General features: G+C 64.8%; 18 protein-coding genes and 2 pseudogenes. 13 read left to right on the forward strand and 7 right to left on the reverse strand.

Annotated elements, in window-relative coordinates; all coding sequences use genetic code 11:
* Window positions 1–76: 76 nt before the first annotated feature.
* The 5 genes and pseudogenes from bioD to BSZ39_RS08425 form a co-directional block, all read right to left on the reverse strand.
* Entirely contained in the window at window positions 77–496 is a 420-nt protein-coding gene (gene bioD, locus BSZ39_RS08410; protein ID WP_073716898.1) for an ATP-dependent dethiobiotin synthetase BioD, read from the reverse strand.
* A complete protein-coding gene (locus BSZ39_RS14250) occupies window positions 493–705 on the reverse strand; it encodes an aminotransferase class III-fold pyridoxal phosphate-dependent enzyme (protein WP_222842911.1) in 213 nt (70 codons plus the stop codon). Before BSZ39_RS14250 ends, bioD begins: the two co-directional genes overlap by 4 nt.
* Before the next feature lie 64 nt (window positions 706–769).
* Window positions 770–1,302, reverse strand: a pseudogene (locus tag BSZ39_RS15065) (aminotransferase class III-fold pyridoxal phosphate-dependent enzyme); the annotation flags it as partial.
* 58 nt (window positions 1,303–1,360) lie between these two features.
* Complete coding sequence (bioB, locus tag BSZ39_RS08420) at window positions 1,361–2,326, reverse strand: biotin synthase BioB (protein ID WP_073716899.1); 966 nt, start codon at window positions 2,324–2,326, stop codon at window positions 1,361–1,363.
* A 78-nt stretch (window positions 2,327–2,404) separates the two neighbouring features.
* The gene (locus BSZ39_RS08425) at window positions 2,405–3,859 is read right to left on the reverse strand and encodes a DEAD/DEAH box helicase (protein WP_073716900.1); all 1,455 of its coding nucleotides are present in this window, start codon (window positions 3,857–3,859) and stop codon (window positions 2,405–2,407) included.
* A gap of 198 nt (window positions 3,860–4,057) precedes the next feature.
* On the opposite strand from BSZ39_RS08425, the gene BSZ39_RS08430 reads away from it, so the two are divergent.
* Complete coding sequence (locus tag BSZ39_RS08430) at window positions 4,058–4,654, forward strand: ferritin-like fold-containing protein (protein ID WP_073716901.1); 597 nt, start codon at window positions 4,058–4,060, stop codon at window positions 4,652–4,654.
* 3 nt (window positions 4,655–4,657) lie between these two features.
* On the opposite strand, the gene BSZ39_RS08435 is transcribed toward BSZ39_RS08430, so the two are convergent.
* Window positions 4,658–4,879 carry a DUF3107 domain-containing protein gene (locus BSZ39_RS08435; RefSeq protein ID WP_073716902.1) on the reverse strand — a complete coding sequence of 74 codons (222 nt, stop codon included), beginning with the start codon at window positions 4,877–4,879 and terminating at the stop codon, window positions 4,658–4,660.
* Window positions 4,880–4,978: 99 nt separating this feature from the next.
* Here BSZ39_RS08435 and BSZ39_RS08440 point away from each other — a divergent pair, with 99 nt between their 5' ends.
* Both BSZ39_RS08440 and BSZ39_RS08445 read left to right on the forward strand, forming a co-directional pair.
* Window positions 4,979–8,269, forward strand: coding sequence for a PD-(D/E)XK nuclease family protein (locus BSZ39_RS08440; protein WP_083603110.1), 3,291 nt, complete (start codon window positions 4,979–4,981; stop codon window positions 8,267–8,269).
* On the forward strand, window positions 8,262–11,843 hold the full coding sequence (locus BSZ39_RS08445; protein WP_073716904.1) for an ATP-dependent helicase: 3,582 nt from the start codon (window positions 8,262–8,264) through the stop codon (window positions 11,841–11,843). Before BSZ39_RS08440 ends, BSZ39_RS08445 begins: the two co-directional genes overlap by 8 nt.
* Here BSZ39_RS08445 and BSZ39_RS08450 read toward each other — a convergent pair.
* Window positions 11,840–12,853: a phosphotransferase gene (locus BSZ39_RS08450; protein WP_143180448.1), complete on the reverse strand. Its 1,014-nt coding sequence runs from the start codon at window positions 12,851–12,853 to the stop codon at window positions 11,840–11,842. The genes BSZ39_RS08445 and BSZ39_RS08450 overlap by 4 nt on opposite strands.
* Before the next feature lie 154 nt (window positions 12,854–13,007).
* Between BSZ39_RS08450 and BSZ39_RS08455 the strand changes: the two genes are divergently transcribed.
* The 10 genes and pseudogenes from BSZ39_RS08455 to BSZ39_RS08500 form a co-directional block, all read left to right on the forward strand.
* Complete coding sequence (locus BSZ39_RS08455) at window positions 13,008–14,228, forward strand: TadA family conjugal transfer-associated ATPase (RefSeq protein WP_425425680.1); 1,221 nt, start codon at window positions 13,008–13,010, stop codon at window positions 14,226–14,228.
* Between the two features lie 8 nt (window positions 14,229–14,236).
* Window positions 14,237–15,076 (forward strand): type II secretion system F family protein, encoded by an 840-nt coding sequence (locus tag BSZ39_RS08460; RefSeq protein ID WP_158025143.1) that lies wholly within the window; start codon window positions 14,237–14,239, stop codon window positions 15,074–15,076.
* Window positions 15,073–15,984, forward strand: coding sequence for a type II secretion system F family protein (locus BSZ39_RS08465; RefSeq protein ID WP_073716908.1), 912 nt, complete (start codon window positions 15,073–15,075; stop codon window positions 15,982–15,984). Before BSZ39_RS08460 ends, BSZ39_RS08465 begins: the two co-directional genes overlap by 4 nt.
* 15 nt (window positions 15,985–15,999) lie before the next feature.
* Window positions 16,000–16,203, forward strand: a complete 204-nt coding sequence (locus BSZ39_RS08470; RefSeq protein WP_073716909.1) for a hypothetical protein — start codon at window positions 16,000–16,002, stop codon at window positions 16,201–16,203.
* A 3-nt stretch (window positions 16,204–16,206) separates the two neighbouring features.
* The gene (locus BSZ39_RS08475; RefSeq protein WP_073716910.1) at window positions 16,207–16,617 is read left to right on the forward strand and encodes a TadE family protein; all 411 of its coding nucleotides are present in this window, start codon (window positions 16,207–16,209) and stop codon (window positions 16,615–16,617) included.
* The gene (locus BSZ39_RS08480) at window positions 16,614–17,057 is read left to right on the forward strand and encodes a hypothetical protein (RefSeq protein WP_073716911.1); all 444 of its coding nucleotides are present in this window, start codon (window positions 16,614–16,616) and stop codon (window positions 17,055–17,057) included. The genes BSZ39_RS08475 and BSZ39_RS08480 overlap by 4 nt, the downstream gene beginning before the upstream one ends.
* Window positions 17,054–17,503 (forward strand): pilus assembly protein TadG-related protein, encoded by a 450-nt coding sequence (locus tag BSZ39_RS08485; RefSeq protein ID WP_073716912.1) that lies wholly within the window; start codon window positions 17,054–17,056, stop codon window positions 17,501–17,503. Before BSZ39_RS08480 ends, BSZ39_RS08485 begins: the two co-directional genes overlap by 4 nt.
* A 14-nt stretch (window positions 17,504–17,517) precedes the next feature.
* Window positions 17,518–18,711 (forward strand): multidrug effflux MFS transporter, encoded by a 1,194-nt coding sequence (locus tag BSZ39_RS08490; RefSeq protein WP_158025145.1) that lies wholly within the window; start codon window positions 17,518–17,520, stop codon window positions 18,709–18,711.
* A gap of 11 nt (window positions 18,712–18,722) precedes the next feature.
* Entirely contained in the window at window positions 18,723–19,823 is a 1,101-nt protein-coding gene (gene prfB, locus BSZ39_RS08495; protein ID WP_073716914.1) for a peptide chain release factor 2, read from the forward strand.
* Between the two features lie 110 nt (window positions 19,824–19,933).
* A pseudogene (locus BSZ39_RS08500) lies at window positions 19,934–20,194 on the forward strand (ATP-binding cassette domain-containing protein); the annotation flags it as partial.
* Between the last annotated feature and the right edge of the window lie 90 nt (window positions 20,195–20,284).

The raw sequence follows: 20,284 nt of genomic DNA on the forward strand, positions 1-20,284 counted from the left end.
AACGGGATCATCGAGCTGGGCCGTCGGATCGCTCGCGGATTCCGCAACCTCGAGAACTACCGACTCCGCATGCTCCTCATCGGTGGGGGTCTGGACGCATCAACCCACACTCAACTCTGAAGAGCCCGGTATCCCAGCCGGGCGCGAGCTCGACGAGCAGGCCGCCCGAGCCCTCGACAAGGACGTCGTCATAGGCGAGTGCGCGGATCCGGGCGGTGTGCACGTCGGGGCCAGGCAGCGTCGTGCCCTGCTCGAGCGCGGCACGCACGGGCGCGAGGGGTGCGTTCAGGCGGACGCCTTCGCTCGCGTGCGCCGCCCCCGAAAGCCGGCGTGCAAGCGCGGCATCGCCGAGCTCGTCCGCGCCGCTCATGCCAGTTTGGGCGGGCTTATCGATCGCGACGCGCCGCCCGCGGGCCGCAAGGAGCGCGGCGAGGGCCGCCGTCGTCATCGTCTTACCGATTTCGGTGTCGGTGCCCGTCATGATCCAGATGGTCATGCGCTCCCCTTCGCCGCGCCGACGAGGGCCGTACACAGCTGGGTGAGTTCGGCGTCGGTGATGATGAGCGGCGGCATCGTGTAGATGAGGTCGCGGAAGGGGCGGACCCGCACGCCGCGCTCGAGCGCCGTCGCGGTCACGGCGCTCACGTCGACGCTCGTGGTGAGCTGGATGATGCCAACCGCGCCGATCGTGCGCACGTCGCGCACCTGCGGAAGGTCGGCGGCGGGGGGCGGACCCGGCCTGCAGCGCGCGCCCGATGCGCAAGGCCTCTGCGGCGGGATCGCCGCCGGTGAGGGCTTTACCGACGCACATGAGATCGGGCGTGATGCCCGCCCAGTCGCACACCGTGAGGTGGCCGAGGCGGCCCAACCCGGTCGCGGTCTCGTCGGCGATGAGCAGGAGGGAGCGCGGCGGCCGGGGCAGCAGCAGTTGGTCGGGGATCAGCGACGGGGAGGTCGCGTGCAGGGAGCCCTCGGGGTCGCCGACGCTCATCGTCGCGAAGGTGTCGCCGTGATAGCCGCCGCGCAGCGAAGCAATACGGGTGCGCGCTTGTCGCCTGCGGGCGCGCTGGTATTGCAGCGCGGCCTTGATCGCGACTTCGACGCTGACGGAGCCGGAGTCGGTTAAAACACGTGGTCGAGCCCGTTGGGGCTGATCGCCACGAGGCGTTCGGCGAGCTCGACCGCCGGGGCGTGGGTGAGGCCGCCGAACATCACGTGCGCGAAGGACTCGAGCTGGGCGTGGGCGGCGGCGTCGAGTGCGGGATGTCGGTAGCCATGGATCTGGTACCACCACGAGCTCATCGCGTCGATGACGCGCCGCTTCGTGCCTTCCGCCTCGCGGAGGGCGAGGCAGACGCCGTCAGCGCCGATGACCTCGCGCGGGGTGGGGCCGGTGAGGGGGCCGTAGGGATGCCAGAGCAGGCCGCGGTCGCGCGTTGCTTGTGAGGTAGTCGCCGAGGAACAACGAGTTCGCGATCGTGAGCGCAACCGGCTGCTGAGAACGCAGGTGCATCTCGCGGCCGCCCGCGATCCGGATCTCGGTTTCGGGCGCGAGGACCCGCAGGCAGCGCTCGGGGGTGAGGTCCCAGCGGCCCGCCATCGGCGTGCCCTCGAACGGCATGAGGAAGTTAACGGGGATCGATTCGACGCCGAGGGCGACGAGGTCGCTGAGCGTGTCGACGATGTCCTCATCGGTCTCGCCCATCCCAATGATCAGGCCCGAGCACGGCGACAGTCCCGCGTTCCTCGCGGCGGTGACGGTCTCGACGCGATCGTCATAGGTGTGCGTCGAGCAGATCTCAGTACTGGCCGCGCGAGGTGTTGAGGTTGTGGTTGTAAGCGTCGACGCCCGCGTCCTTCGGGCCGTCGCGGCCTCGTCGACGAACCCGATGCAGGCGCACACCTCGATCGACTCGTCGGCGGCCTTGATGCCCTCGGCCATCTGGGCGACGCGTTCGACATCGCGTGTGGAGGGCCCGCGGCCGGAGGCGACGAGGCAGACGCGACGCGCGCCCCCGGCGACGCCGGCCTGGGCCTGCGCGCTCGCCTCATCGGGGCTGAGCCAGGAGTATTTCAAGACGTCGGCATCCGAGCCGAGCCGCTGCGAACAGTAGGTGCAGTCCTCCGGGCACAGGCCCGAGCGCACATTGACGAGGTAGTTGAGTTTGACGCTCATCTTGAAGCCCCGACGGCGGAGCCAGGCGGCCGCCGCAAGGATGTCGGGGTGATCCGCGGGTGGTGCGGCAAGCAGCGCCAAGGCCTCGGAGCCGGATAAGAGTGAGCCCGCGACCACGTCGCGGGCTCTTAGCGTCCAATCAATCGTCATGGGCGTAACGTGAGCGCAGAGACGGCACTCGTTTTTCTCGCATTTCGTGCGCCAAAGATTGGTGGAATCCGGCAGTGCTTACTCGGTCGGTTTTCCTCCGCGGGTGCGGCGGCGCTGCCGGTTGCGGCGCGGCCGTCCCGACGACTGGCGATCCGAATTCCGGCGCTGGCCACCGCGCGAACGTCCGCCACGCGGGGTGCGCTTTCCGGTCTCGCCGAGGTCTTCGATCTTTTCCGCATCGAGGCCCGCACGGGTGCGCTCGGAGCGTGGCAGCACGCCGGTGACATCGGTCGGGATATTGAGGTCGGAGTAGAGGTGATCGGACGTGTGGTACGTCTCGACGGGGTTTCCGGCCTTGAACCCGAGGGCCTTGTCGATGAGCATCCAGCGGTGCGTGTCGTCCCAGTCGACGAAGGTCACCGCGGTGCCGGCCTTGCCCGCGCGGCCGGTGCGGCCGATGCGGTGCAGGTAGATTTTCTCGTCTTCGGGGCATTGGTAGTTCACGACGTGCGTGACATCGTCGACGTCGATACCGCGAGCGGCGACGTCGGTCGCGACGAGGATATCGACCTTGCCGGAACGGAACGCACGCAGCGCCTGCTCACGCGCGCCCTGGCCGAGATCGCCGTGCAGCGCGGCCGCAGCGAAACCGCGGTCCATGAGCTCGTCGGCGACCTTCGCCGCCGTGCGCTTGGTGCGCGTGAAGACGATGGTGAGGCCGCGGCCTTCGGCCTGCAGGATGCGCGAGAGCATCTCGACCTTGTTCAGCGCGTGGGCGCGGTAGACCGCCTGGGTCACGGCGCCCACCGTCGCGGACTCATCGCGCGGGTCCTGCGCGTGGATGTGGGTCGGGCGGGACATGTAGCGGCGCGCCATCGCGATGACGGCACCGGGCATCGTGGCCGAGAACAGCATCGTGTGACGGCCACCCGGGGTCGCGGCGAGCAGTGATTCGACGTCGGGCAGGAAGCCGAGATCGAGCATCTCGTCGGCCTCATCGAGGACGACCGTGCGGGCCTGGGAAAGCTGTAGCACCTTGCGGTTGAGTAGGTCGAGCATGCGGCCGGGCGTGCCGACGACGACCTCACAGCCGCGGTTCAGCGCATCGATCTGCGGCTCGAACGCGCGGCCACCATAGATCTGGACGATGCGGGCGCCGAGCTTCTTGCCCGCGGCCTCGAGGTCGCGCGCGACCTGGACCGCGAGTTCGCGCGTCGGGACGATGACGAGCGCCTGTGGCGCGGCCTTCGTGCCGACCTTCGACAGGTCGAGTCGGTTGAGCAGCGGCAGACCAAAACCGAGGGTCTTGCCGGTGCCGGTCTTAGCCTGGCCGATGATGTCGTGGCCGTCGAGGGCCACCGGTAGGGTGAGCGCCTGGATGGGGAAGGGCGTCTCGATACCGAGGTCACGCAGCGCCTCGACGATCTCGTCCTTGAGCGGGAAGTCGGAAAACTCCACGGTCACGGAATCGGCGGGGGAGGTGTATTCGGCGGGGATTTCGCCCACCTGGACGATGCCAGTTGGCTCAGTCATTGTCACTATCCTTGGGGATCGGCAACGGGATGGCAGCCGATCGCACAATTCAAGCCCCGCAACGGCGGGGCGCTCCAACAAGGGGAGCATGAGTTCGTCAGGATTCCAACGACCGGTCAGCCTCGAACATCACTACTGTAGCGGCTGGATGCGACTCAAGTCGGTAACAGTGTCGAGAACGACACGTAAACTGAAGTCGTGTCTAGTCATTTTCCGTCTGATGAGCGTACGAGCCTCTTAGGTGCTGCTCTCCTCATTGCCTTCCATCAACTCGCGGAAGATTCCTTCCACGCGCCAACGCCGCGCCAAAAACTGGCGCTCGCCGAGCTGGCAGCCGAGGAGATGACCGTCTTAAAGACGCTGCCGCCCTTCATCGACGCGCCGATCGTGCGTCGCGCCGATGCCGCGGTCGTCGACTTCTATTGCCGGATACAGCCGCAGGACTGGCACGAGCGGCTCGTCAAGACCTACGTGTCGTTCAACTTGGTCCAGGATTTCCTGCGGGCGATCATCGCCGACGATGAGTCCGTGGGCGACGCGGCCCGCGCCCACCTGTCGTCGAGCGCGCACGTGGATTTCGTGCAGGAAGAGCTGCGTCCCGCCCTGACGGACGATCAGCAGTTGACCGCGCGACTGTCCCTATGGGGCAGGCGCGTGATGGGGGAGACGATCGCGGTGGTGCGCCACCTCATCGATGCCGAACCGAGCGTGCTCCCGGGAGATTCAGCGGCGACGATGACGGAGCTGACCCGCGCGCATTCACAGCGGATGAGCGCGCTGGGCCTCGCCCCGTAATGACTAAAGGGTGAACCCGACGCGACGCTGCTCGGGGGAACCGATAAGGACGTAGGCGAGACGATCCGCGGGAACGAACAGGACCCGGCCACGATCGTCTTCGAGTTTCAGCGACGACTGGTTTTCGATACAGTCCGCGACGAGCTTTTCGATCTGGTCATGGTTCTTGTCAATCTCCAGCGTGATCTCGCGCTGCACGTTGGTCATTCCGACGGTGACATCCATGGGATCTGTCCTCAATTCTTCGAACGGTACATCGAACTAATTCTCAGTGTAGCCAGCCGCCACGACGTGCGTGTCCGAGGTTTCTGGTGAGATGGAAGCATGACCGCGCCACGAGTGAGAATCATCGATGTTCCACGCCGCTACGCTGCGCTCTCGGCTGAAACGCTGACCGATCAGCAGCGCGCGTTTGTTGAACATTCCGGGCCGATCAGCCTCGCGGTCGGTGGTCCTGGCACGGGCAAAACCTCCGCGGTGATCGAAAAGGCACATGCCGAACTCGCTGCGGGCCACCACGTCGTCGTCCTCGGCCGGGGCCGGCTCGCCGCGGACGAACTCCACTCAGAACTACGTGCCCGGCTCGGGGATCGAACGCCCATGCGAACGAGCTACACCATGTCCTCGCTCGCCTTCGCCTTGCTCGCCCTACGCGCCGAATCCGATTCCGAACCCCCGCCTCGCATGGTCACGGGCGCCGAGACCGACGCCGTACTCACCGACATCATCGCCGATGTCATCGACCGTGGCCCCGAGGATCCCACGAACGCAAGGATCTACTCTGCGCTCGCGGCCGCCGGTCTACCCGACGAGATCCTCGGCGTCGAACGCTTCCGCCACGAGCTGCGCGACTCGATCATGCGGGCCCAGGAATGCGACCGCGGCCCCGGCGACATTTGCGCGCTCGCCGACGAGATGTCGGTACCCGTGTGGCACCTCGTTGCCGAATTCTACGAACGTTACGAGCAACTGCAGTCGCTCGCCTCGGCGACCGAGGACCAGGGTGAGCGCCTCGACGTCTCCGCGCTCGTCGCCGCGGCCGCAGGCGCCGTCCGGCATTGGCCCGCGGCCGAAGGCGGCCTGCCCGACTGGGTCATCATCGACGATGCACACGAACTCACCAATGCCGGCTGGGCACTCGTCGACGCCTTGCGAGACCACCACGTGAGGATCGCACTCGTCGCCAATCCCGACCAGTCCGTGGAGATCTTCCGCGGCGCTCGGCCCGATTTCATCGCCGAGTACGGGCCCGCCCTGCCGCTGTCGCATTCGTTCCTCCATCCGGAATCCCGTGGCGCCATTCTGCGGGATCTCGCTGCGTCGATCCCTACCGCGGGGCTCACCGTGCAGCGGCACTGGCAGGCGGAGAGCGGAGGCGAAAAGCCGGTAGCCCACGTCCTTCCGACGGCGTCCCAAGAAGAACACCACGTTGTTAACCTCGTCCGCTCCTTCGCTCTCACCGGACATCGCGATGAGCTCGGCGCCACCCGCGAAGAGGCCACAGCGCCAGCGAAGCCCTATTCCCTGCGGCAGATCGCGATCGTGACACGCTCCAGCGCCGACGCACAGCGGTTCGCGCGTGCCCTGCGGCATGCAGGCATCCAGGTCCAAACCTCGCAGACCGAGGTCCTGTTGAGCGAGGAACCCGCGATCGCGCCACTCCTGTCGGCCGCGCGGATTGCGGTGGACTACGGCGCGATCGTTGAAGGCCTGATCCGCCCGGGCCTGCGCGGGGGAGACGCCGATCGGGCCCTGACAACATCGGAAGAATTCCTCGACCGGGTCGATCAGCTGCACGAGAGCGTACGCGAGCTGTTGACCTCGCCTCTGATCCGGGTCGACCCGGCGGACGTGCGCCGCATCATGCGCGCGTGTGCCGCCGCCGATGCCGCCGACTCCACCGGAATCGGAACCGCGCAAGGTCGGGTCAAACTCCGCCTCATTGAGGCCTGTCTTATGCCTCCCGCTGCCGCCTTGCTGCCGGCCGAGTTGCAAGCCGGGCCAAGGAAGCTCGCGGAGGCGCTCAAACGTGCGAGCACCTCCGCGGCGAACAGCGAGCCCGCCGAAAGCGTCCTGTGGGACGTGTGGGAGGAGTGCGGCCGCGCCGAGATCTGGCGCGACCAGGCACTCGCTGGGGGACTGGTGGGGGCGACGGCCGACCACAACCTCGACGCGGTCATGGCACTGTTCAAGGTCGCCGCCACCCATGCCGAACGCAATTTCGGGGCGAGCGCCTCGGTATTCCTCGATGACCTCGAACGCCAATCGATTCCCACCGATACGCTCGCAGACCACGGCCAAATCCCCGAGGCCGTCTCGGTGCTGACCGTGGGGCAAGCTGCCGGCAGACATTGGCCCGTGGTGATCATTCCCGGTCTCTATGACGGTGCTTGGCCCGATACTCGAATCCGGGATACGACACTGCGCTGGCAGTCCCTGGTCGATATTTTCTCGGGCCGGCAAGATCCATCGCGACCGCTGGGGGAGGCCGATGCCGAAAGCTACGCCGCGGCACGTCGAGAGACGATCGCAGGGGAACTTCGCATGTTCCTTGCTGCTTGCGCCTGCGCCAGCGAGCATCTCATTCTCACGAGCGTCGACGATGGCGAGACCTTGCCCTCTGTCCTGGTGACGAAAGCCGACCCCAATCCCACCTGGGACTACGGCCGCCGCCAGCTCTCACCGAGGGGCATGGTCGCCGCACTGCGCGCAGCGCTCGAAGACGATGACACAAGAGAGGCCGAGCGTGCCCAGCTCGCTGCCCGACTCGCAACGCTCGCCCGACTCGATGTGCCCGGAGCCGACCCGGCGACATGGCCGGGACTCTGGGAGCCAACGACTACCGCCGAGGCCTTCCCACCCGAGGTTCCTGCAAGCCTCGGGCCCTCGGACCTCGAGAGCATCCTGACCTGCCCATTGCGGCGGTTCCTCGAGCGTGCAGGTGCCCAGTCGGAATCCACCCTTGCGATGAACTCCGGCACGCTGATTCACCAACTGGCCGAGGAATACGGGGCGAAGGAAATTCCCGAAAATGAACTCCGAGCCGAAATGCGTGAGCGGTTGGATGAGCTGCTACTCGAGTTCCCGCTGCCACGTCGCAATGGCTGGGAAGCGAACCGCGTGCGCCAAGAACTCGAAATCATGACAGATAGGCTCGCCCAATACCTTGCCTCCCACCAGGGCAAGGTTGAGCTCGAAACCAAAATGAAATTCGATGCGCACGGGTTGCATATCAATGGGCGACTCGACCGGATCGAACACAATCCTGAAGGGGCCCGAATCGTTGATTTCAAAACGTCTTCGAAGGCTATTACCGGGACCCAAGCACAAGCGAATCCGCAGCTCGCGCTCTACCAGTACGCGTACGAAAAGGATTCTGGTGCCCCCTCCCAGGGAGCAACACTGGTGTACCTGAAAGGAGAAAGTAGCGGTAAAGCGACCACGAGGGTGCAGTCCGCGTTGTCGGAAACCGAGATAAACATGGATGAGTACCTCACGACAGCGCGTACTTTCATCGAGCGTGGTGAGAAAAAGGCGTTCGTGAACGGTAGGTGCGGATTCTGTCCGGTACGAAGTTCCTGCCCCGCACAACCGGAAGGACAGCGAGTTGTCTGAACGAATCTCCGCCCCCGGAAGTGTCGCGTCACTTGCCAGTCGGCTCGGCCAAAAATATGCGCCGACGCCCGAACAGGAAAAGGTCATCGACTTTCCGCTGAAACCTCTGCTCGTCGTCGCGGGTGCAGGTTCCGGCAAGACCACGACGATGGGTCTGCGCGTAGCTCATCTGGTCGACCAGGGCGTTGTCCGTCCTGACCAGGTACTCGGTCTCACCTTCACCCGGAAGGCAACCTCGCAGCTTTCTCGCAACGTTCGGGGCTTACTCGGAAATCTCGAGAGCGAAACTCTTCTCGAACAGCCCGAGATTTCGACGTACAACTCGTTTGCCGCTGCAGTCGCGCGAGACTTCGGCCTGCGCCTCGGTGAGAACCCGGATGCCCAACACATCACCGATGGCCATGCCATCCAGCTCATGAAGGAAATCGTCGCGGCTGCTCCCGGAGACTATTCCGTCATTGGGAAAACGATCGATGCCACTGCCGGGAATGCGCGTAACCTCGCGGCGCAGCTACGCGACAACCTCATCCCCGTAGCTCAAGCACGGCAGGAGCTCATCGACTACGCCGAAAAGTGTGCGCAGCTTTTCGAGCCGCGCTCGAAGGGCGGTGCCAATGTCCACCGGGAGATTGCCGACGTCCTCAAAGGACATGTGCCCGATGACGCCCGGCGCGTGCTCCTCACCGCGCAAGAGTTAGAAACTCCAGGCGCCACTCTGCTGCGTGCTCTCGCGCGCCGACTAGCTCTCCTTGACTTCGTTGACGTGTATGAGGAGAAAAAGCGAGAACTTGGCGTCATTGAGTTCTCCGACCAGGTGGCAATCGCTGCCATGGTGGCCGAGATCCCCGATGTGCAACGGGTGATGCGCGAGCGTTACCGGCTCGTTCTTCTCGATGAATTCCAAGACACCTCGGTGATGCAGCTCGAGTTCTTGCTCCGACTGTTCGGGCCAGACCACGGCATCACGGCCGTGGGGGACCCCAACCAAGCGATTTACGGTTGGCGTGGCGCCTCCGCTCAGGCGCTAGCGGATTTCCAGTCGCGGTTCAGCACTGGCGGCCCCGTTGAGACGCTTCCGTTGAACCGTTCCTTTAGGAACGACCGGCTCATCCTCGATGCGGCGAACCATCTTGCCCACCCGCTACAGCTGTCGACGGGTGCAGTACCGGTGCCGCTGCTGGACGCAGCCGATCATGCAGGCCCCGGCCAGGTGGCGGTCAGTGTCGCAGCCGATACCGACGGTGAGATGGAATCAATCGTTCGAGCTATCTCGATCGTGTGGGAGCCGGGCAAAAACAAAACGATTGCGGTCCTCGCTCGCACGCGCGCCACGCTAGAAGCGGTCGCTGCGGCATTGCTCGATGCCGGGATTCCCCACGAAGTCAATGGACTGTCTGGACTCCTGTCTACCCCCGAGGTCGCCGACCTACGAGCCCTCCTCGATGTCGCTAATGATGCCTCTCGAGGCGACGCCGCCGGACGGCTGCTCAGCCGCTGCCGCCTTGGCACCGCCGACATCATGGTGCTGTCCAGCTGGGCGCGAGAGCTAACCCGAAGAAATCGGGGAGAAGCTACCGGGGACCATACAGTGGATGGCGAAGCCGCCAAGGCCATCGAACTCCCCGCAACCACGTTGGTCGAAGTGCTCAACATGTTGCCGCCGGAATCCTACATCACCTCCGAGGGCCATCAACTGTCCGATACGGGGCGAGCGCGCCTCGAAGATTTACGAGATGCGATCTTCCAGGTGCGGTCCGCCTTTGGATCACACCTGGAAGACATTGTCGCCACCGCTGAGCGTGCCCTGAGGCTCGATATCGACGTCATGGCACGACCAAAGGGCCCCGGTCTCGCAAGCAGGAGGCACCTCGATAGGTTCCGACAGGTCGCTCGCTCCTTCGTCGCAGTCGTACCGGAAGGCTCGACCTTGACGTCATTCCTGGCCTGGCTCGCAACGGCAGACAGCGTTGAGCGCGGCTTGGATCAGGAAGCGGAAATCGTCGTTCCGGCTAGCGAAGGAACCGACGGAACCGAGCATCTCGCCGTCCAACTCATGACGATCCACGCAGCAAAAGGTCTGGAGTTCGACCACGTCATCGTTGCGGGAATGCAGGAGGGGAAATTCCCCTCCCATAGGTCCCGCACGAATCCGTATGAGTTTACGAAGTCGGAGTGGGTCTCAGACATTTCCCAACTACCGTGGCGGCTTCGACGCGACCATGACTCATTGCCCGAATTCACCGGAGAGAAAAACTCTGTCACTCCCGATGCCGCCGACGATTCGCCCATGGGAGCTTTCCTGAACGAGACGGGAACCAAACGTGTCAGTGGGTTTGCTAAGGCAGCGGCTGCCTACACCCTGCAAGAAGAACGACGCCTTGCCTACGTCGCTGCTACCCGGGCGAAAGAAACCCTTGTTCTCACCTCCTCCTGGTGGGCCAACACCACGAACCCGAAAATGCTGTCCAGGTTTCTCGTCGAGATCCTGCCCGCGACCCACGAACTGGCCAACAGCGATAAACCCATTGCTCAGAGCGTGTCAGCGTGGCTCGCAGCCGGCGCCCCTCCTGCGAATCGTCCAGGGGACATATGGTGGACGGCCGGTTCGACGGCCGATGGATTCGCGACTCCGGTCCTGCGCGATATTAACGGGAACAGTGTCGAACTCGAGATGCGCTTGGCTGCTCCCGAGGGGCTTGCCAAGAAAGATCGCGAGCTCACTGACGATACGGATGCCCCGACATATCCCTCGACGGACACGGCGATTGGGCATCGGAAGGCCGCTCTGCAACGTTCCGCCGAGCACGTCCAGTTCGCGCTGGCGCAACCCGACGCCGCTCCCGCCGGAGCGAGGTCGCGACTACTCAAAGAAGCCGACCTCGTCATCGCACAAGCAGCGGCCCAGCGTGGTTCGCGAGAGATCGTGATCGAGGCTCCCGGTCGCCTCTCCGCTACGCAGGTCCAATCCGTCAGCAGCAATCCCGAGGAGTACCTCGCCTATCTGCGTCGACCGTTGCCCGCGCGACCGAGCGATGCCGCGCGTCTCGGGACGGAATTCCACCGTTGGGTCGAGGAGTACTACCTCAAGGAGCGCCTGATTGAGATTCCCGGAGCCGACGACTACCAGCTTCCCAAGCTAGAAACGTGGCAGGAGAATTTCCGGAACTCTCGCTTCGAATCGATGGACCCGATTGCTGTCGAAGAAACGCTCGCCCTGTCGGTACCCGTAGGAGAAAAACAACTCCAGATCCAGTGCAAGATCGATGCACTGTTCGACACCGACGACGGGCTCCTCATCGTCGATTGGAAGACCGGAAGCCCGCCGCGAACCGAGCAGTCGCTCGCGATCCGTTCCCTCCAGCTACAGATCTACCGCCACGCAGTCGCCGCAGCGCGCGGCCTTGACCCCGACACGATCGAGGCATGCTTCTTTTATGTCGCCCACGGACGAGAAATCCACGGCGTGAAGATGAGCGTGGAAGAAATCGCGCAACAACTATCGGTGCTCGACCCGGTCAGCCGAGACCTGGCGATCGGTGCCGAACTGAACGACAGCGAATACTCGGAGGACTAGCGCTCGTCAGAACCGTTCGTCGCGGCGTCCTCGGACGTGTCCTGCCAGCTGTCAGACCAGTCGGTCTCGATCACAGGCGAGGTGCGACCGAGCGGCCGGTCGTCGCCGACCTGGCGGGCCAGCGTCGTCAACATGTCCTCGGCATCCGCAATGACTTGCGGATCATCGTTACGAACGCCGTGCAGCAGCCAACGTGACAACGCGAGCTCGCTCAGCAGGAGTGCCCGGTCAACGATGTGGGCATCCGGCTGCTGCGACCGCGAGACCGCATACGACTCTTCTAACGCATCGAGGCAGTCCTCCGGCGCGGAGGCAAACAGCCAGGCAAGATCAGCAGCCGGATCACCGACCGCGAGACCGAACCAGCCGGTGACCGCGGCAAGCTCATCGCCGGCCATATGCAGGGTCTCATCTGAGATGTCGCCATGGATCACGCACGGCGCGAACTGCCACAGGGACACGTCCTCAAGGGCTTGCTCCCAACGGTTCAGCAGGCTCGATGGCACCCGCGACGTGCGGGCAGCCTCATCCACTTCCGCCAACAGGCGGGTGCGGATCGTCGGGGCGTCTTCGATCGGAAGATTCAAATCCGAAACGATCGTCTGATCGAGCTCGTGGATCGCACCGATTGCCGCGCCGAGCGAGCGCGCAGCATCCTGATTCAGCAACTTCAACACGAGCGGCTGACCCGGCAATTCCGGGAACACGACGAGCGGATCATTCTCGGCCGTGCGAGCGGTCCCGGCGGCCTTCGCGAGTTGGAACGGGAGCCCCGTGGCGTAGTGCGGTTTCGTGAGCGCGGCCAGGATCGGCTGCTCCGCGGCCAGCCGGAGTTTCGCGGTCTCGCTGCGGGCACCTAGGACCGTAAATCGGTGGCCGTCGGCATCAACGACAGCGGTCGAAAGCCAGTCGTCGCTCGCGCGCTGGGGTGGGCCAATCGCGGTGACGTTAAAGTCCGGCACTGCGTTCGTTGCGGCCGCCGCGAGGGCGATAAAAGGATGGCTGGTCACACCCCTACGTTATTGCCGAAGGTGCAGGCATGCCCCTTGGCACGCCGACTGTCAAAGTATCCACAGTTGAGTTAAGGTGTATTGCTCCTTTCCGTATCCTCCGTTACCTTAGGCGCTACCAGAATGTGTGCCAGGTCAACCTTGGGAGGAAGATGTGTTGACCATCGCCACGATCGAGGCGGATGTCCGCAAGCGTGTCGCGGACAGCAACATTGATCCGCTCGTCGACCACGACGCGATGCGCGATATCCTCGACGACGCCGTCAACTCCTTTGAGCTCAGCGCGCTCGCCGGTAATGCCTCGTTGGAGACCGATCTCGCGGAGCTGCGCAAGCATCTGCACGACAGCGTCGTAGGTTTCGGGGTGTTGCAGCCCTATCTGGATGACCCCAGCATCGAAGAGATCTGGATCAACGGTCCCGACGCGGTTTTCGTCGCCCGGTCCGGAGTCTCAGAACTGACGACGACGCTTATCTCCGACCAGCAAATCAAAGACCTCGTCGAACGGATGCTGCGCCTGGCCGGGCGACGCCTCGACCTGTCGGAGCCCTTCGTCGACGCCCGGCTGCCCGGAGGGGAGCGACTACACGTCGTCATCTCCCCCATCACCGACGGGCCATGGGCGGTCAACATCCGAAAGTTCGTGGCACGCGCGGGCCGTATCGCGGACCTCGTGCGGGCCGGTTCGCTGACCCCGCAGGCCGCGCGATTCTTGGCGGCCAGCGTGCGAGCCGGACTCAACATCCTGATCGCCGGACGCACCCAGGCAGGCAAAACCACGATGATTCGAGCGCTCGCGGGCGAAATCCCGAGCGGGGAGCGGATCGTCACGTGCGAAGAAGTCTTTGAACTTGGTCTATCCAATCGAGACTGCGTCGCGATGCAGTGCCGCCAGGCCTCACTCGAGGGCACGGGCGAAGTGGGGCTGCGCCGTCTCGTCAAGGAATCACTGCGTATGCGTCCCGACCGAATTATCGTCGGGGAGGTGCGGGAAGCCGAAGCCTTCGACATGCTCGTCGCGCTCAACTCGGGGCTGCCGGGCATGAGCTCGATCCACGCGAACTCGGCGCGCGAGGCGATCAACAAACTCTGTACGCTGCCGCTGCTCGCGGCCGAGAACGTCTCGAGTGCCTTCGTGACCCCGACAGTTGCCGCCACGGCCGGGGTCGTCGTCTACCTGACACTGGATGCGAGTGGGCGTCGCCGCGTCGGAGAAATCGCCGCCGCGACCGGCCGGATCGAAGACGGCGTCGTCGAACTCGCGCCCATCTTCACCCGCGAGGGAGACACGCTACGCTGCCACGGCCCCGGCTCACTGTCGACCGAACCCTTCGAGCGCGCGGGGATCGATATCGTCGCGGAGTTGATGGACTGATGGGCGTCATGGTCGGACTATTGGCGGGCGCCGGAGTACTGCTGATCTGGTCAGCGCTGAGCTACCCGTACCAAGGGCCGAAGCAGCGAGACACCCGGCTCCGCCGCTTACTGATCGACGCCGGGTTCGCGCGCGTGCGTCCCGCGAGCTTTCTCGCCGTGTGCTTCATCCTTGCCATGATTGCCGCGGCGACGGTCCTCATGTTCACGACGGGCATCATCGTCTCGCTCTTTGCCGCCGGTGCCGCCGCGGCCGCGCCCTACCTGTGGATCCGCTCGCGGGCTCGTCGCAATCGCGAGGAGATCACGGGCGTATGGCCCGAGGTCATCGAATCCCTGCTCGCCGGAATCCGCTCCGGGCTCCCGCTCGCTGAAGCCGTCTCCGCGCTCGGGGTCTCGGGCCCGCCCGCCACGCGCCCGGGTTTCGAGGAGTTTTCCCGCACCCTGCACATGTCGGGTCGGATCGACGACGCGCTCGATGCGATGAAGGATCGGTTCGCTGACCCCGTCGCCGACCGGGTTGCCGAAGCCCTCCGCGTCGCCAAGGATGTCGGCGGCCACGACATCGGTAACCTGCTGCGTTCGCTCATCTCGACGCTGCGCAGTGAGCAGCGCACTCGGGGCGAACTGCTGGCGCGTCAATCCTGGACTGTCAACGGTGCCCGACTCGCGGCCGCCGCGCCCTGGCTCATCTTGCTGCTGCTGTGTATGCGGCCAGAAAACGCGCGAGCATTCGACTCCGCCGCCGGGGCTCTTGTCCTCGCAGGCGGGGCCGTGCTCACGGTCATCGCGCATCACCTCATGACGGTCATCGGGCGCCTGCCCGCCGAACAGCGGAGTCTCGTATGAGCCCGATCGTTGTGGGAGCCATCATCGGAATCGTTGCGGGGATAGGACTGTTCCAGATCTACCTGTCCTGGCGGGCGACACAGCCGACGCTTGTCAGCCGGATCGCGCCCATGTTCGATTCGGCGGCGCGCGATCGCCTGCAGTCCGGTCGCTCGCCGGTGCGCCAACTCCTCGGGGCCGCCGCCACGGACCTGGGGCGCGTAATCTCCGTGATTGGATCGACGACCTCGTCGGTTGCGTCCCGTCTCGCGGCGCTCGGGCGCGGAACGACCGTCGCCGCATTCCGGACCGAGCAACTGGCGTGGTCGGCCATCGCGCTCGTTGTCGCGATGGCCGTGATTCCGCTGTTCTTACGGTGGCGGATCCCCGTCCCGATCATCATCGTCGTCATTGTGCTCGCGGCAATCGGCGGGGCGCTCGCGCGTGACACGTTCCTGACGTGGCAGGTCGAGCGCTACCGCGCACGTATTGTCGGCCAACTGCCCGACGTGGCAGAACTCCTCTCGCTCGCCCTCAGTGCGGGGGAGGGACCGATCGCCGCCCTCAGCCGGGTCAGCTCCCTCGGGTCAGCGGAATTCAGCCTGCGCCTGCGCACGATGCTGGGCGCCGTGCATTCCGGGCTGCCGCTGACGACGGCCTTCGAACGCCTCGGACGCGACAGCGGCATCCCGCAGTTGCAGCGCTTTGCTGACTCCTTTGTCACCGCGCTCGAGCGCGGCACACCCCTCGCAACGGTACTGTCCGGACTCGCCTCCGATATGCGAGCCGAACAGCGCGAAGCACTCATGGAAAGCGGTGGTAAACGCGAAATCGGGATGCTCGTTCCCGTCGTTTTCCTCATCATGCCCATTTCAGTTTTGTTTGCCCTCTTTCCCGCGGCAGCGACGCTCACTCTCGTCACGCCATAACCCGAAAGGACAACCATGTCTCGTGCACTCGTAAAATTTTCGACCCTCACGGCCCGATGCCGCAACCGCCTGCACCAGGAGCGCGGCGACGTTCCCGGCTGGGTCCTCATCACGCTAATGACCGCTGGCCTCGTGCTGCTGCTATGGGGCGTCGCCGGAGACACGCTCGTGCAGATCTTCAAATCCAGCATGGAGCGCGTCGGCATCATCGGAAAGTAAGCCATGCGCGCGGCACTGCACAGTGAGCGGGGCTCCGTCATCCCCGAATACGTCATGGTCCTCACCATGCTGCTCTTTGTGCTGCTCGCGCTGATCCAGTTCGTCTTCGCCGCCCACATCCACTCGATCCTTCGGGACTCCGCTGCCGAAGGCGCGCGGCGAGCCGCCATGATGGACGGCACCGACGCTGACGGTGTTCAGCTCGCTCACGAGCTCATTACCTCGGCCGTCTCGGAGGGTTATGCGTCCGATATCTCGATCGAGCAGGTCACAATCGACGGCGTGGCCGCCGTGCGAGTCTCCGTGAAGGCCCCGCTGCCCGTGATCGGACTGCTGGGGCCGACGGGCGGGTTCGACATCCAAGCCCACGCGGTACGCGAAGACCAGTTCCTCACCACCGGGGCCGGTTCATGAGGGAACGCCTCCACGACGAAAACGGCGCCGCCGTGATCGAGTTCGTCTCGATCACCGTTCTGCTCCTGATTCCGGCGCTCTATCTCATCGCGACGCTGTTTTCCATGCAGGCCGCGACCTTCGCCGCCGAGGGCACCGCCCGGGAGGTAGCGCGAATTATGTCGGAGGCTCGCTCGGAAGACTCCGCCCGCGCCCACGCGCAGGCCGTCGCGCAGATGTCAGCCCACGACCTCGGGCTCGACGCCGACGACGTCGAACTATCGATCACGTGCTCCACCGCCTCCTGCACCGACCCGAAGGCCTATATCGACGTCGTCGTCACCGTCGATCAACCGCTACCACTCATCCCGATGTTCCTCGCCGATCGCCTGGGGAGTCGGGTGAGCATCGCCGCCAATGCCGTCGGGGTTGCCAATCCCTACCTGGAGCGCGGACCATGAAAGCGTTGACTGCGCGAGCTAACCGCGAGGAATCTGGCCGGATCACGCTGCTCGCGATCGGGATCCTCGCGGTCGTCCTCCTCCTCGGGTACAGCGTGATTGCCGCATCGGCCGTCCACCTGGAACGCAAGGGGCTGCAGACGCTGGCCGAATCCCTGGCCGTGCGTGCCGCAAGCGCGGTGAGCGTTCAGGGTTATCTCGGTCGGGGACCGGGCGGGCCCTACCTGTCGGAGCAGGCGGCGCGGGAGGCCATCGATGAACATCTCGCCCGGCTGGGCACCGCCCTGCCTGATTCCTTCGCGGTGCTTGACGTGAGCGTCGGCGAGGAGCGTGTGTCCGTCTCCACTCGGTCGGTCGCGACGCCGCCCTTTTTGCCGGACTACCTGTGGCCCGTCGAACTACGGTCCCAGGCTTCGGCCGAACTCTATGAAGGCCGCACCCCATGATCTAGACTATGACAGTGCCTAATGCTCGCTTCATCGGATTCGTCACCCTCCTAGGGGCGATGGCTGCGGTACCCGCCGTCACGGTGGATATGTACCTGCCCTCCCTGCCCGAAGTCGCCGCAGACCTCAACACCAACTCGGCTCAAGCATCCGCGACGATCACCGGCATGCTCATTGGCGGCGCGATCGGCCAGATCCTCGTAGGAACCCTCTCGGACAAATTCGGCCGTAAGGCGCCGTTCGCCGCCGGGCTCCTCATCCACACCCTGACGTCGGTCGCGTGTATTTTCGCCCCGACGATTACCTCCCTCATCGGGCTGCGCGTCCTGCAGGGCGTCGGAAACGCTGCCGCCAAGGTGACCTCGATGGCGATCATCCGCGACCGGTTCCAAGGGGCGCGCGCCGCAGCGATCATGTCCCGGCTGATGCTCGTCATCGGGCTCGCGCCGCTGCTCGCTCCCACGATCGGCGGCTTCATCGCAGCGCACTGGCATTGGCGAGCCGTCTTCGTCGTGCTCGCGATCATCGGTGCGCTCGTCCTCGTGACGACGCTCCTCGTCATGCCAGAGACACACCCAGCAGAAAAACGAATGAAGGAGCCGCTCTCGCGCGCCTTCCGTACCTACGCGGTGTTGGTCCGAGACCGACAGTTCATGGCGCTCGCGGTCGTGCCGGCCCTCGCTCTGGCGGCCCTTTTCTCCTACGTATCCGCCTCCCCGTTCGTCCTGCGCGAAGGCTTCGGCCTGACAGAAAAACAGTTCGCCATCATCTTCGCGATCAACGGCATCGGTATTGTCCTGGGTGCTCAGATCAACGCCCGACTCGTCAAGACGATGATGCCGCTATCGATCCTGCGGCGCGCCATGCCGATCGAAGTCCTCATGGCCCTCGGCGTCGTCCTTGCCGCGGTTCTGGCACCCACCTCGCTGCTCGCGATCTCGATTCCGCTCTTCTTTGTTCTTGCGCTGAACGCCGTCGTCATGCCGAATGCGACCGCGACCGCGCTCTCGCTACATGGCGACCGGGCAGGCAGTGCCGCAGCCGTCGTTGGTGCCACCCAGGTGGGGCTCGCGGGCCTTATCTCCCCGGTCGTCGGACTCCTGGGCTCGACAGCCATCGCGATGGGCGGGCTCATCGCGATCGTCGTGTCGATCGGTTACCTGCTCATCCGGCTAGTGCCCGAGCAAGATGGCCCGTCGATCGCGTAACGTGGTATCTCGTGGCCACCGACTTTTCTGACGAGATCTCCGCCCTGCGGCAAACGATGCAGACCATCCTTGCCGTGAGCAAGCCCGACGAGCTGCGCGCGACGATTGCCGAGCTTTCGGAAGAAGCCGCGGCGCCGAACCTGTGGGATGACCCCGATGCGGCGCAGGCCGTCACCTCCAAGCTGTCGCACGCGCAAAGCGAGCTCGAGCACCTCACGACGATGGTCTCGCGGATCGATGACCTCGAGGCTCTCGTCGAACTCGGTCAGGAAGAAGGCGACGACGACGTGCTGCGCGAAGCCGAAAGCGAACTGCACGCGGTTGCGAAGTCCCTCGCCGACCTTGAGGTCCGCACCCTGCTGTCAGGGGAGTACGACGAGCGCGAAGCCGTCGTCACGATCCGCGCCGGAGCCGGCGGCGTCGACGCCGCCGACTTCGCCGAAATGCTCATGCGTATGTACTTGCGCTGGGCGGAAAGCCACGGCCACCCGACCAAGGTGCTGGACACCTCCTACGCCGAGGAAGCGGGCCTGAAGTCCGCGACCTTCGAGGTCAAGGCGCCCTACGCCTATGGCACGCTGTCGGTCGAAGCCGGCACGCACCGACTCGTGCGCATCTCACCCTTCGATAACCAGGGCCGACGCCAGACATCGTTCGCTGCGGTCGAGGTCATCCCGCTGATCGAAACGACCGACCACATCGAGATCCCCGAATCCGATCTCAAGGTCGACGTCTTCCGTTCCTCGGGCCCCGGCGGGCAGTCCGTCAACACGACTGACTCGGCCGTGCGTATGACCCACCTGCCGACGGGCATCGTCGTCTCGATGCAAAACGAAAAGTCCCAGATCCAAAACCGGGCAGCGGCACTGCGCGTGTTGCAGTCACGCCTGCTCGTGCTGCGACAGGAACAGGAGAACGCCGAGAAGAAGGCGCTCGCGGGCGATGTGAAGGCCTCGTGGGGCGACCAGATGCGCTCCTATGTCCTGCAGCCCTACCAGATGGTGAAGGACCTGCGTACGGAATACGAAGAGGGCAACCCGTCCGCGGTGTTCGACGGGGCGATCGACGGCTTCTTGGAGGCAGGCATTCGCTGGCGCCGTGACAAGGCTTAGGGTTGACCTGTAACTTGAAGGTTGGCGGCGTGTCACCCACTCCTGGCGGCTAGGCGCTGCCTAGCCTGAGGGAAACCCTCCCTGATGTCCTATGAAGCGGAAATCCGACAGTGATCAGATTCGAAAATGTCTCTAAGGTCTACACGCGCGGCGCGCGACCTGCCCTCGATGGCATAGACGTGGAGATCGAACGCGGCGAGTTTGTGTTCCTCGTTGGCACATCCGGCTCTGGCAAATCCACGTTCTTGCGCCTCATCATGCGCGAAGAACGCCCGACCGCCGGCACCGTCTACGCGCTCGGCCGCGACGTCGGCCGGATTTCCCGCTGGAAGGTTCCCCACCTGCGTCGCCAGATCGGCACCGTATTTCAGAGTTGAGTCCCTCATAGTGGTGTAGCGGGGTGGTCGTGCTGGACAGCAGGGCGGTCACCGCGTGATCCTCGAGTTCATCTTCTACAACTC

This window comes from Bowdeniella nasicola (genome assembly GCF_001907295.1).
Classification (GTDB): domain Bacteria; phylum Actinomycetota; class Actinomycetes; order Actinomycetales; family Actinomycetaceae; genus Bowdeniella; species Bowdeniella nasicola.

What these genes read in the sequence shown, in the direction of transcription:
- BSZ39_RS08475 (WP_073716910.1), top strand. Translation starts at nt 16,207, where the DNA reads ATGCGCGCGGCACTGCACAGTGAGCGGGGCTCCGTCATCCCCGAATAC.
- bioD (WP_073716898.1), bottom strand. Translation starts at nt 496, where the DNA reads ATGACCATCTGGATCATGACGGGCACCGACACCGAAATCGGTAAGACG.
- bioB (WP_073716899.1), bottom strand. Translation starts at nt 2,326, where the DNA reads ATGACGATTGATTGGACGCTAAGAGCCCGCGACGTGGTCGCGGGCTCA.
- BSZ39_RS08470 (WP_073716909.1), top strand. Translation starts at nt 16,000, where the DNA reads ATGTCTCGTGCACTCGTAAAATTTTCGACCCTCACGGCCCGATGCCGC.
- BSZ39_RS08480 (WP_073716911.1), top strand. Translation starts at nt 16,614, where the DNA reads ATGAGGGAACGCCTCCACGACGAAAACGGCGCCGCCGTGATCGAGTTC.
- BSZ39_RS08465 (WP_073716908.1), top strand. Translation starts at nt 15,073, where the DNA reads ATGAGCCCGATCGTTGTGGGAGCCATCATCGGAATCGTTGCGGGGATA.
- BSZ39_RS08425 (WP_073716900.1), bottom strand. Translation starts at nt 3,859, where the DNA reads ATGACTGAGCCAACTGGCATCGTCCAGGTGGGCGAAATCCCCGCCGAA.
- BSZ39_RS08460 (WP_158025143.1), top strand. Translation starts at nt 14,237, where the DNA reads ATGGTCGGACTATTGGCGGGCGCCGGAGTACTGCTGATCTGGTCAGCG.
- BSZ39_RS08440 (WP_083603110.1), top strand. Translation starts at nt 4,979, where the DNA reads ATGACCGCGCCACGAGTGAGAATCATCGATGTTCCACGCCGCTACGCT.
- BSZ39_RS08435 (WP_073716902.1), bottom strand. Translation starts at nt 4,879, where the DNA reads ATGGATGTCACCGTCGGAATGACCAACGTGCAGCGCGAGATCACGCTG.
- BSZ39_RS08485 (WP_073716912.1), top strand. Translation starts at nt 17,054, where the DNA reads ATGAAAGCGTTGACTGCGCGAGCTAACCGCGAGGAATCTGGCCGGATC.